Here is an 11,206-nt window from a genome sequence, read left to right on the forward strand (position 1 = left end):
AGAACATATCCACCTTCAAGCATTGAAACGATTCTCCCCTGAGCCGTTTCGTCGGCAATCTGCTTGACCTGTTCGGTGACCCAGGTGTAATCCTTCTCCAACAGTTTCAACCCACCCAGATCGTCTTCGTAGTGCGCATCGAAACCCGCAGAGATGAAAATCATCTCTGGTTTGAATGCACGCAGGCGCGGCAGCCAGATATCGTTGACCACCTGCTGGAACTGCTCGCCGTCGGCGCCCCAGGGGAGTGGGACATTGACCATGTTTGGCGCAGGATTGTCAGTACCGCTATAGGGATAGAACGGGTGCTGGAATGTGCTGACCATCAATACCTGTTCATTATTCTGGAAGCTGGCCTCGGTTCCGTTGCCGTGATGCACGTCGAAATCGACGATCGCCACCCGTTCCAGCCCGTGCGCTTTCAGTGCGTGAGCCGCTGCCACAGCAATGTTGTTGAAAAAACAGAAGCCCATCGCCGTCGAGCGTTCGGCATGGTGTCCGGGAGGGCGAACGGCACAGAAGGCATTCTTGACTTCGCCTGCCATGATCAGATCAACTGCCATGACACCTGCACCCGCCGACCTCAATGCCGCCTGAAAACTATGCGGATTCATTGCCGTATCCGGGTCAAGGTGTACAACACCCAGTGCCGGAGAGCTACGCTTCAAATGCTCGAGGTGAGAGATCGAATGCACTCGCAACAGTTGCTCGAAGGTCGCCAGGCGAGCTTCGTAGTGAGCAAAATAGTGATCAAGGCCCTGCGCGATCATCTGGTCACTGATTGCGCTCAGTCTTGCCGGACTCTCCGGATGGTAGGAACCCATATCATGCAGATGACAGTCATGGTGTGTAATGAATGCAGTGCTGTTCAATGTTGCCTCCCTGCCGTCCATCAAGACGGGATATAGCGATAGAATCGGTAGAAATACTCATTTAGGCCAGACCGCCATTATCAGCCCAATCGCCCCATTACGACAATATTACAATCCGCCATGCCATCCATTGAAAAGAAATCAAGCATCGTCGACGTCATCGCTGCCGCCAATCAGATCATCCTTGGCAAGAACGAGCAGATACGTCTCGCCTTGGCTTGCCTGCTTGCACGCGGCCACTTGCTGATTGAAGACTTGCCAGGTGTGGGAAAGACAACGCTGGCGCATACCCTGGCCCGCCTGCTCGGTTTGCAGTTCTCGCGGATTCAGTTTACCAGCGACATGCTGCCAGCCGACGTTATCGGCATCTCGATTTTCGACCGTGAAAGCAGCAACTTCAAATTTCTCCCCGGCGCCTTGTTCTCGCACGTATTGCTTGCCGACGAGATCAATCGTGCCACACCGAAAACGCAGAGCGCCCTGCTCGAAGCGATGGAAGAAAGGCAGGTGACTACCGAGGGCGAAACGCGACCGTTGCCCGATCCTTTTTTCGTCATTGCGACACAGAATCCATCCAGCCAGATCGGCACCTTTCCATTGCCCGAATCACAACTTGACCGTTTTCTGTTGCGCATCGAACTCGGTTATCCCGACCGCCAGGCTGAACGGGCGTTGCTTGAGGGCGGAGGACGACGGGAGCACCTGCCCGAGCTTGCAGCCTGTTTCAACCCCGATCAGCTCATCCCATTGCAAAAACAGGCTGCGGACATCCATGTCTCACCAGCCCTTCTCGACTACGTTCAATTGCTGATCGAAGCCACGCGCAACAGCCCGATGTTCGTCCATGGTCTGAGTCCGCGGGCTGCGCTTGCACTCATCGCCGTCGCCCGCGCCTGGACTTTCATCGATGGCCGGAGCATGGTTCTGCCTGAGGATATACAAGCGGTTCTGCCGAGCGTGGCGTGTCACCGGCTGCGACTCGTACATAGTGCCGATCATGCCCGTCCCGAGGATATCGCCAACCTGATTCGCGCCATACCCCTGGTCTGATGCCCCTTATTCAGCAGCTCCGGCAATGGCTGTTCCGATTTGGTCGCGATGAGCACCTTCCCATCGTTCTGACTCAGCGTCGAATCTTCATCCTGCCGACGCGTACCGGAGTGCTGTTCGGCGCTGTGCTTTGCATCATGCTGATCGGCGCCATCAATTACAACCTGAGCCTCGGCTATGCGCTGGTCTTCCTGCTGGCCGGCCTGGGTATCGTTGCAATGGTCCATACCTTCCGCAATCTGGTTGCGCTTCGCCTCACCCCAGGCCGGGTAGAACCCGTCTTTTCCGGAGAAATCGCACGCTTCCACATGATTCTTGAAAACGAACATCCTCAGGCTCGTCGTGCGCTGGATCTCGCCTTTGGCCACAACGAAAGCGTCAGCGTCGATATTCTGCCCGGTGCGCAAGCCATGATCGCCATCCCCTGCCCCGCGCCGACTCGCGGACGCCTTGACCCTGGCCGGATCACGCTCTCGACGCGCTATCCTCTCGGACTGTTTTGCGCCTGGAGCTACCCGCACCCACGGATCAGTTGCCTGGTCTACCCGAACCCGATCGAGACCCCGCTACCGCCCCCCTCCGCCGTCTCGCACACCGGACAGCGCCATGGTGATAATGGCCAGGAGGATTTCACCGGCCTGCGCGTGCGACAGTTGAACGACTCGCCGCGACACATCGCCTGGAAAGCCGTGGCGCGCGACATCGAAAACCGCCCGCTGCTGATCAAGCAGTTCGCTGGCGGTGCCGCGCAAGAACTGTGGCTCGACCTGTCGTTAGCCCCGCCTAACAGCGGTCCGGAAATGAAGCTGTCCATACTCACCGGTTGGGTCATCGCCGCCGAGCGAACACAAACCCGTTATGGGCTGAGGTTGCCCAATCTCGAACTCGCTCCGGATCTGGGCAACAACCACCGCAACGCGTGCCTTGAAGCCTTGGCCTTGTATGGCTAGCCGTCCCGCCAAACCTCCCCCATCCCTCGAACACGCCGCGATCCCGTGGCTGCTGGCTGTTGCGTTCGCAACAGCAGCGCCACATGCGGCCCATCTTCCTCTCTGGATTACGCTGCTGGTCGGCAGCGCATTCCTCTGGCGCGGCTGGCTTTGGCAACAGAACGGCCGTATGCCCCCCCGCTGGTTGCTGGCGCTTCTGGTCTTTTTCGGAAGTGCGGGAATTGCCTGGCAATTTCACACCCTGTTTGGCCGGGACGCCGGGGTCGCCCTGCTCGTCTTCTTCATGGCGCTGAAACCCATGGAAATGAGAACGCGACGCGACGCCATGGTCGTCATCATGCTCGGCTTCTTCCTGCTGCTCACCCATTACTTCTATTCGCAGAGCATTCCAACCGGGATTTGGCTGCTCGCCTCCACTACCCTGCTCACCGCCGCACTGATCCGCCTGCACGGCGGCCCTCAACCCGTGGGCGCCATTCTGCGCTACGCCGGTCTACTTCTGGCGCAGGCCATCCCTTTCATGCTGATTGTCTTCCTGCTTTTTCCGCGAATCTCCGGCCCACTCTGGGGGCTGCCTCAGGACGCTTATTCCGGGCTGACCGGGCTTTCTGACAAGATGTCGCCGGGGTCGCTCAACAATCTGATCCAGTCCGGCGCAATCGCTTTCCGGGTCCAGTTTTCTGGCGATCCGCCAAAGCAGTCACAACTCTACTGGCGCGGCCCCGTGCTCAACGACTACGACGGTCAAACCTGGCGCGGCCAGACAAACACCCTGCAGCGGCCGAGCCAGACGCCCGTCATCGAAGCCAGGGGCAAGACCTACAGCTACGTAACGACGCTCGAACCGCACAATCAGCGCTGGCTTCTGGCGCTCGACCTGCCAGTGTCGCTGCCGGATGGAAGTGCCTTTTCGCCCACGTTTGAAACCCGTATCAGAGAACCGCTCGTCAGCCGGGGGCGCTATGCCTTCACGTCGACAGTCGACTTCGTTGTCAACCGTCAGGAAACTCCAGGCTTGTTGAAACAGGCGCTGCACCTGCCGCCCGGATTCAATCCGCTTTCCCGTGAATTAGCTAACGAGTGGCGCTCGGAATTCAAATCACCGGAACAGATTTCAATAGCGGCACTGCGCTTTTTCCGGCAGGAAGCCTTCTTTTATACGCTTCAACCCCCCTTGCTTGGCGAGCACGCCGTCGACGAATTCCTCTTCACCACACGGCGCGGATTCTGCGAACACTTTGCCTCGGCCTACGTCTTCCTCATGCGCGCGGCAGGTGTTCCGTCGCGCGTGGTTACCGGCTATCAGGGCGGAGAAATCAATCCGGTCGACGGTTACCTCACCGTGCGTCAGTCTGACGCCCACGCCTGGGCCGAAATCTGGCTGGCCGAACAAGGTTGGGTTCGAGTCGATCCCACGGCAGCCATTGCGCCCTCACGGATCGAACAGGGTATCAATGCCGCGCTCCCCTCCGGAGATCCCTTGCCCGCGCTGGTTCGCATCGACACCAACTGGCTGCGTACCCTGCGTAACCGCTGGGAAGCGGCAAACAATGCCTGGAACCAGTGGGTGCTCGGATATAATCCGGAACGACAGCGAGACGTGCTATCCAGGCTCGGACTCAGCGAGCCGGACTGGCGCAACATGACGGCCGCGCTGGCCACGCTGTGTGGAATCACCTTACTGATTGTCACCTTGTGGACGCTCAAACGGCGCAAGGTTTTGACGCCCGCACAGTGCGCCTGGCAGCGCTTCTGCTTCAGGCTTAAACGCGTGGGAATCGTCCGCGCAGACTGGGAAGGTCCACTTGCTTTTGCCGCGCGAGTAGCACGCGAACACCCGGAATTCGGTGTCCTGACGAGCAAGGCGGCCGGCCATTTTGCCGACCTGCACTACGGCACTGGCAGGCCTGAACAACTACAACAACTCAAACAATGCACGCGGAGTCTGGCCCATCTGGCGAAGCGGCAGCCGTCTTCAAGGAGAAACAGGAATTGAGGAAAACCTTCACCACCCTGCTCTTGGTCCTGCTGGCAGGACTAATGCCACTGCAAAGTCACGCCGCGAAAAAAAATGCGCCACGAACGCCCCCTTTCAGCGAGGCGCCCGAAGTCCGTGTTTTCATCCTCGACATGCATGAACGCCATGGGTTCGACGTCGACCACCTGACACGCCAGTTCGGCGCCATCCATTCCAATGCAATTGTGTTGCGCGCCATCCGGCCGGCCGCTGTGCCCGAGATGCAACGTTCATGGCTGCGCTATCGGCAGCGCTTTGTTAACGAGCGCCGGATCAGTAACGGCCTTCGCTTCTGGCAGGAAAACGGGGCAGAACTGGCACGCGCCGAAGCAATCTATGGCGTCCCTCCTGAAATCATCACGGCGATCATCGGCGTTGAAACGGAGTACGGGCGGAATATGGGCAAATTCAGCGTTCTTGAAGCCTTGGCTACGCTTGCCTTCGATTACCCGCCGCGAGCCGAATTCTTCCGCAATGAGCTCGAACAGTTCCTGCTGATGGCCAGAGAAAACGGTGTCAGCCCACTTGAAATCAAGGGCTCCTACGCTGGCGCCATCGGCATCCCCCAGTTCATGCCGAGCAGTCAGCGCCACTACGCTGTGGATTTTGACGGCGACGACAGAATCGACCTGCGCCAAAGCACCACCGACTCCATCGGCAGTGTTGCCCGGTTTTTGAACATGCACGGCTGGCAAGCCAAGGCACCTATTGCCGTCCCAGCTACTGTGGAAGGCGACCCGACAGCTCTCATCAACGCCGGAATCAAACCGGTTTTGCCATTGAAGGATCTGCTGGAGCACGGCGTTACTGCCCGCGGAGACGATGAGCGCCCCGCTGCACTGATCGATCTTGTCAGCCCATACCAGGCCACCGAATATTGGATCGGCTTTGAGAATTTCTACGTGATTACACGCTACAACCGATCGAGCTTCTATGCCATGTCGGTTTTCCAGTTGGCAGAAAGCTTGCGAAAATCGAAGGAGTGAAGCGTGAATAAACCGGGCAGCACCTCATGAGCCTTCAGTCATTGGCGCAGGCCTTGCTGCAATTTCGTGACGAACGCAACTGGGCGCAGTTTCACACGCTGCGAAATCTGATTGTCTCGCTCAACCTGGAAGCGGCGGAGTTGCTCGAACTCACGCAATGGAAAAGCGATGAGGAAATGGTCGCCTTGTCAAGCCGGCCTGACACTCAGGAAGCGCTGCGTGATGAGTGTGCCGATGTGCTGCTCTATCTGCTGCTGATCGCCGAGAAAGCTGGCATCGATCTGGAAGAAGCGGCACACGCCAAGCTCGCGAAGAACGCCGCAAAGTACCCGGTTGAAAAGAGTTACGGATCGAGCCGCAAGTATTCACGGTTTGAAGAGTGAAGCGTTGAACGCCGGCTGATCTATCCAGAACCCGGAGCTGGTGGCTAAGCTTCAGACTGTTCCAGCGCAAAGCCTGCGCCTGCATCCTGCGCAAGCAATTGAACCAGATACGGCATCACTTCGGCAAGCGTGTCACGCAAAATCCACGGCTGGTTTAGTATAAACATGCCGCTGCCGTGCATGCCGAAGCCGTCCTTGGCGGGCGCTTTTACACGAAGCGCCACGTGCAGCCAGGTCTTGGCCGGCAGACGCTTCAAGCGCTGTGGCAATTCATGTGCATCGAGGCGGGTGAGCTGTGGATACCACAGCGCATAGGTTCCGTCGGGAAAGCGCGTCAATGATTCTTTCAATGCATGAAACACCCGCTCGTAATCGTGCTTGTCTTCATAAGCTGGATCGATCAGAACTACGGCGCGACGAGGTGGCGGCGGTAACAGCGCCTTGAGTCCGGCAAAGCCGTCGGTCGTCTCGACGATCACCTGTTTGCCAGCATCCAGAAACCTCTCCTGCAACAGGCGCGCGTCCTTGCTGTGCAGTTCAAAGAGCCGCAAGCGATCCTGCTCACGCATCGTCCACAGGGCAAAATACGGCGAGCCGGGGTAGGCTCTCAAGCGACGATCCGGATTGAACTTGCGTACCAGTTCCACATAGTCGGCCAGTGCTGCCGGCAGGTCATTGCGCGCCCACAATCGACCGATCCCATCCTTGTACTCGGCGAGCTTGGCCGCATAACCGGAATCCAGAGCATAAGCACCGGCGCCCGCGTGCGTATCGATGTACCAGAATGATTTGTCTTTCTGACCGAGATAACGGGTCAGTTGGACAAGCAAAAAGTGCTTGAGAACATCGGCGTGATTGCCGGCATGGAAGGCGTGACGATAGCTGAGCATGGACTAAGTCGGTCTGCGATTATTCGACTATTCCTGCGGAGGATGTTGGTCCCAACCGTACGCGGAGAACGAGTCCGGCAGGCGAGACAAGCCCCGCTCTTTCAGCAACTCCCGATTTCCAGCGAATATCCTGGAACCTGTCGATCAGGCCCCGGTGCCGGCTGGATCGGCATCCGGCGGTGCACCATCTTCAGGCGAAGACTGACCACCGTCGTCACCTGCGGGCTTTTTATCCGCAAGTTTGCGCTGGCGTTTTTCTTCCTGCTTTCTCTTCTTCTCCAGATCTCTCTGGCGCTTTTCAAACGAATAATTTGGTTTTGCCAAAACAATATCCCTGATCGGCACAAAGACCGAATGAAGCACTACAAAAAGCCCCGGATAAGCACAGCCGTCAAGATCAACCGGCGTTCACTGCCCCCGTGGCTGCAAATCAATCAGTAGCGAGGACCGCCACCCCCAGAACTGCCACTACCCGAACCTCCGCGCCCCGATCCGTGCGGTCCGCGCCCACCTCCACCGCCAGGACCGCGACGTGGACCTCCGAAGCCGCCACTACTGCGTGGTTCCTGTGGTCGCGCTTCATTGACCGTCAGTGCCCGGCCGTCAATGCTTTTGCCATTGAGTGCGGCAATCGCCGCCTGAGCTTCCTGATCCGAACCCATCTCGACAAATCCGAAACCCTTCGAGCGCTGCGTTTCACGATCGGTGATCACTTGCGCTGAAGCGACCGTGCCGTGCGCGGCAAACATCTGCTCCAGATCATTCTTGTCGATGCCGTAGCTCATGTTGCCTACGTATAGCTTTGTGCCCAATGAAGATGCTCCGAGGATGAGACGTTGCAAAGACTGCTCCGGAACAATAGCAAGGCCGGACCCCGGAGTCTAACTATATTTATTCAGGCAAAGCGATCACGTTGTCCGTGCTGAACTGATAATCACGGAAGATATGCTCTGCACTTAGCAACTGGTAGCTGCCGTCGTCGAGCTTGCGCGTCGTATCCTTGAGGCGATACGTGTTATGGCCACAGGTCCAGAGATCGAAGTTGCGCATCTGCGTGCACAGACAGGTCTTGTCTTTCACCGAAAGGCGCTTGACCCCCGGATTTGCCTCCACTTCGCGGTTGTAGGCGGTGATATAGGAACAACAACCGTTGGAGTCCAGCAAATAGCCATAAGCCTCGCAGTTGGGTCGTATGCCATCGCCAATCGCCGGGCTGTTGGACAACATGCGCATCGGGTATCCCGTCGGCGATATCTGATTGACCTCGATCTGATCCTCGCTGGCGAGGAAGTACTTCTGCTGCACGTCCTCCGGCAAACCGCATTCTCGAGCCACGGTAAAACGTGTTGCCACCTGTACGGCCGCGGCGCCTTTCTCAAGAAAGGCAACAGCATCGCTTCCGGTAAAAACGCCACCGGCCGGAATCAGTGGAATGTCAAGTTTCTCAGCCAGCAAGAATCGCTGGATTTCAGTCACGATGGTTGACAGATCGTAGTCGGCCCAATCCATCCCGAAACCCAGGTGGCCGCCAGCCAGGGGGCCCTCGACAACTACGTAGTCGGGCAGGCGGTTGGTGCGCGCCGTCTTGCGCAGGAAGAGTTGCAACGCCCGTAGCGATGAAACGATGATTCCCAGTTTTGCGTCGCGAAAGCGCGGGTGATCCTCGATCAGCGCAAACGATCCGAGATGTAAACCGGCAGCCAGTGTAATCCCGTCGATACCGGCATCAAGTGCCGCATGCATACGAACACGCAAGGTCTCCCTCGGCGCGTTCATGGTCAACTTCTCCATGCAGTTAACGAAGATGAGACCATCGCCGCGCTTGGCTTCCATGGTCCTGCCGACATGCATTTTTGTCGCTTCCACAAGCTGATCGAGATCGAACTTGACCATCGACTTGTCGGTGTTGGCCACGTTGAATTTGTACTGTTTGAGCTTGTCCTTGACAAACTTGGCGTTGAAACGTCGGTCGGCCACCGTATTGACCATGGCGTCGGAAATATGTCCCACACCACCCAGCCGGGCTGCCTCAAGCGCCAGTTCGGCTGTCGAGATATCCACCCCCATACCACCGATCACGATCGGCACCAACTCCTTCTTGCCAAACCTCAAACGGAAATCATCAACACGCTTCATCTATACCTTTCCAGAACCCGACCACGCTGCACACACTGCGATGTCGAGACCTAAAATCCTCGCAGGTTCCGTATTATCGCCCATCCAGACACTGAATTACGTATCTCGCTCTACGAAAAGGGTAGCAATGACACCTGCGGTCGGGTTCAAATTTGCACACCCGAGGCGTGTATCATCGTCCGCATCAGCACTTCGAAACGGGAACACGTCATGACCGATAACAGCGATCACGAGCACACTCCACCTTTGTCTTGCGAAATTGGCATTCCACGCCCGAATGAGTTCGACCCCGCTGCCTTTGAGCAGGCCGTTAGCGACCTGCTCAAAGCCTGTGGCATTGCGCCCGATATCACGCATATGGGAAGAACCGCCCAACGGGTGCGCGAACTCTGGCAACAGCGTCTGCTTGGTGGTTATGACCTTGATCCGGCCAGCGCACTGGGTACTGGATTCGACGACCATCGCCGCGATATGGTGATTGTCCGCGGCATAGCCGTTCACGGCGTCTGCCCGCACCATCTGGTGCCCTTTCGCGGACTCGCCCATGTCGCCTACCTTCCCGGAGGTCGCCTGCACGGCTTTGGCCGCATCGCCCGAATGGTTGACGCCATCGGGCACCGCTTTACCTATCAGGAGTGGATGACCCGCGACATTGCCGAAGCGCTGATGCGTCACGGCAAGGCACGCGGAGCAGCCTGCGTGGTTGAAGCCGAACAATTGTGTCTTCTGCTCGGCGAAGATCGGCGGGGAGACGAACGCGTCATCACCCAATGCTTTACCGGCGAATTCGAAACGTCCAGCCAATACCGAAACGAGTTCCTGCGGGCTGTTGGCAGCGTTCGGCGGAGCGATTGAACGCAGGGTTCACAAACCGGTTAGCGTCAACGCCAATGGCGTCGTCAAGGCCGCCAGTCCGGTCGATAATACCAAGCTGCTGGCAACCGGCCCTTCCAACACCTTGAATTGTCTGGACATGAGATAGACATTGACACCAACGGCGATCGAAGCAAGCAATACCACCACCCGTGTCTCCATCACAGGGAGTCCAAGCAGCCTGGCCAGCGCCCAGACTACCAGCGGTTGAATGAGCAGCTTAACAGCGCAAATCGCGACGCTGATTTTCCAGCCCTCGCGTACGCCGTATTCGGCCAAGCCCATGCCAAGAGCAATCAACGCCATCGGCGTCGCCGCTTGACCGACCATACTCAGCGGAACATCAATGGCCGCAGGCAAGGGCCAACCGGTCAAGCCGAATAGCGCACCGGAGAGGATGGCTGCCACGATCGGATTGGTCAGCACGCCACGCAGGGTCTTGGCAAAGCCGTGAACTGAAAAACTGCCATGCCGGGCCCATTCGACGGAGACCGTCACCAGGGTCCACAGAATCAATGCGTTGAACACCAGCACCAGCGCGACCGACGGAACCGCCGCATCGCCAAGTGCCACTTTGGCGAGCGGCAAGCCAAGAAGGACATTGTTGGAGAACACGCCACCCAGTGCAAATACCGACTGCGATACCCCGTCGAGCGCAAACAACTTCCACGCGATCAAGCGACCGATGACAAATACGATCAGGCAGCCGCCGAAGAAGGCAATCAACAAGCGCGCGTCGACAGGCGGCAGCTTGGAGAAATCACTCATCAGACGAAACAGCAAGGCCGGTAGCGCTACCGAGAAGACGAATTCCGACAGGTTTTTCGACATCGCCGTCGGCCAGCCGGAAAAACGCATCAGCGCATAGCCGACAAAAACCAGAGCAAACAGGGGAGCGGCAAGCCCTACGTGATGCAGGAAAGTATCCATAAAAGAACAGTCTTCAAACGTGAACAAAGGCCTGGCTCGCTGAGCAGGCCCGAAGTTTAATGGATTCGAAGGAGCATGTACTGAACTTGGACTGTAGAATTCGCGCGACAATACGCTGT

The 11,206-nt window shown here is 57.7% G+C and carries 12 protein-coding genes; 6 read left to right on the top strand and 6 right to left on the bottom strand.

Annotation, left to right across the window (positions count from 1 at the left end; all coding sequences use genetic code 11):
- Window positions 1-872: histone deacetylase family protein (locus PROAA_RS02205; RefSeq protein ID WP_186409754.1), on the bottom strand; the 872-nt coding region annotated here is incomplete at its 3' end.
- A gap of 120 nt (window positions 873-992) precedes the next feature.
- On the opposite strand from PROAA_RS02205, the gene PROAA_RS02210 reads away from it, so the two are divergent.
- From PROAA_RS02210 to PROAA_RS02230, 5 genes are read left to right on the top strand one after another with little or no spacing between them, the layout of a single operon-like run.
- Window positions 993-1,922, top strand: coding sequence for an AAA family ATPase (locus PROAA_RS02210; protein ID WP_186409755.1), 930 nt, complete (start codon window positions 993-995; stop codon window positions 1,920-1,922).
- Window positions 1,922-2,872 (top strand): DUF58 domain-containing protein, encoded by a 951-nt coding sequence (locus PROAA_RS02215; protein WP_186409756.1) that lies wholly within the window; start codon window positions 1,922-1,924, stop codon window positions 2,870-2,872. The genes PROAA_RS02210 and PROAA_RS02215 overlap by 1 nt, the downstream gene beginning before the upstream one ends.
- Window positions 2,865-4,868: a transglutaminase TgpA family protein gene (locus PROAA_RS02220; protein WP_186409757.1), complete on the top strand. Its 2,004-nt coding sequence runs from the start codon at window positions 2,865-2,867 to the stop codon at window positions 4,866-4,868. Before PROAA_RS02215 ends, PROAA_RS02220 begins: the two co-directional genes overlap by 8 nt.
- A complete protein-coding gene (gene mltB / locus PROAA_RS02225; RefSeq protein ID WP_245664120.1) occupies window positions 4,865-5,875 on the top strand; it encodes a lytic murein transglycosylase B in 1,011 nt (336 codons plus the stop codon). The genes PROAA_RS02220 and mltB overlap by 4 nt, the downstream gene beginning before the upstream one ends.
- Before the next feature lie 26 nt (window positions 5,876-5,901).
- On the top strand, window positions 5,902-6,258 hold the full coding sequence (locus PROAA_RS02230) for a nucleotide pyrophosphohydrolase (RefSeq protein ID WP_186409758.1): 357 nt from the start codon (window positions 5,902-5,904) through the stop codon (window positions 6,256-6,258).
- 44 nt (window positions 6,259-6,302) lie between these two features.
- On the opposite strand, the gene PROAA_RS02235 is transcribed toward PROAA_RS02230, so the two are convergent.
- From PROAA_RS02235 to PROAA_RS02250, 4 genes are all read right to left on the bottom strand, one after another.
- Window positions 6,303-7,148 (bottom strand): 23S rRNA (adenine(2030)-N(6))-methyltransferase RlmJ, encoded by an 846-nt coding sequence (locus PROAA_RS02235; RefSeq protein WP_186409759.1) that lies wholly within the window; start codon window positions 7,146-7,148, stop codon window positions 6,303-6,305.
- Window positions 7,149-7,292: 144 nt separating this feature from the next.
- Window positions 7,293-7,511, bottom strand: coding sequence for a hypothetical protein (locus PROAA_RS02240; protein WP_245664121.1), 219 nt, complete (start codon window positions 7,509-7,511; stop codon window positions 7,293-7,295).
- Window positions 7,512-7,582: 71 nt separating this feature from the next.
- Window positions 7,583-7,960, bottom strand: a complete 378-nt coding sequence (locus PROAA_RS02245; protein ID WP_186409760.1) for an RNA recognition motif domain-containing protein — start codon at window positions 7,958-7,960, stop codon at window positions 7,583-7,585.
- A gap of 79 nt (window positions 7,961-8,039) precedes the next feature.
- Complete coding sequence (locus tag PROAA_RS02250; RefSeq protein ID WP_186409761.1) at window positions 8,040-9,284, bottom strand: nitronate monooxygenase; 1,245 nt, start codon at window positions 9,282-9,284, stop codon at window positions 8,040-8,042.
- A gap of 210 nt (window positions 9,285-9,494) precedes the next feature.
- Here PROAA_RS02250 and folE point away from each other — a divergent pair, with 210 nt between their 5' ends.
- Window positions 9,495-10,139 (top strand): GTP cyclohydrolase I FolE, encoded by a 645-nt coding sequence (gene folE, locus PROAA_RS02255; RefSeq protein WP_186409762.1) that lies wholly within the window; start codon window positions 9,495-9,497, stop codon window positions 10,137-10,139.
- 9 nt (window positions 10,140-10,148) lie between these two features.
- On the opposite strand, the gene PROAA_RS02260 is transcribed toward folE, so the two are convergent.
- Window positions 10,149-11,087, bottom strand: coding sequence for an AEC family transporter (locus PROAA_RS02260; RefSeq protein WP_186409763.1), 939 nt, complete (start codon window positions 11,085-11,087; stop codon window positions 10,149-10,151).
- Window positions 11,088-11,206: the final 119 nt, after the last annotated feature.

Source organism: Candidatus Propionivibrio aalborgensis (genome assembly GCF_900089945.1).
GTDB lineage: Bacteria > Pseudomonadota > Gammaproteobacteria > Burkholderiales > Rhodocyclaceae > Propionivibrio > Propionivibrio aalborgensis.

What these genes read in the sequence shown, in the direction of transcription:
- PROAA_RS02210 (WP_186409755.1), top strand. Translation starts at nt 993, where the DNA reads ATGCCATCCATTGAAAAGAAATCAAGCATCGTCGACGTCATCGCTGCC.
- PROAA_RS02235 (WP_186409759.1), bottom strand. Translation starts at nt 7,148, where the DNA reads ATGCTCAGCTATCGTCACGCCTTCCATGCCGGCAATCACGCCGATGTT.
- PROAA_RS02220 (WP_186409757.1), top strand. Translation starts at nt 2,865, where the DNA reads ATGGCTAGCCGTCCCGCCAAACCTCCCCCATCCCTCGAACACGCCGCG.
- PROAA_RS02250 (WP_186409761.1), bottom strand. Translation starts at nt 9,284, where the DNA reads ATGAAGCGTGTTGATGATTTCCGTTTGAGGTTTGGCAAGAAGGAGTTG.
- PROAA_RS02230 (WP_186409758.1), top strand. Translation starts at nt 5,902, where the DNA reads ATGAGCCTTCAGTCATTGGCGCAGGCCTTGCTGCAATTTCGTGACGAA.
- PROAA_RS02215 (WP_186409756.1), top strand. Translation starts at nt 1,922, where the DNA reads ATGCCCCTTATTCAGCAGCTCCGGCAATGGCTGTTCCGATTTGGTCGC.
- PROAA_RS02260 (WP_186409763.1), bottom strand. Translation starts at nt 11,087, where the DNA reads ATGGATACTTTCCTGCATCACGTAGGGCTTGCCGCTCCCCTGTTTGCT.
- folE (WP_186409762.1), top strand. Translation starts at nt 9,495, where the DNA reads ATGACCGATAACAGCGATCACGAGCACACTCCACCTTTGTCTTGCGAA.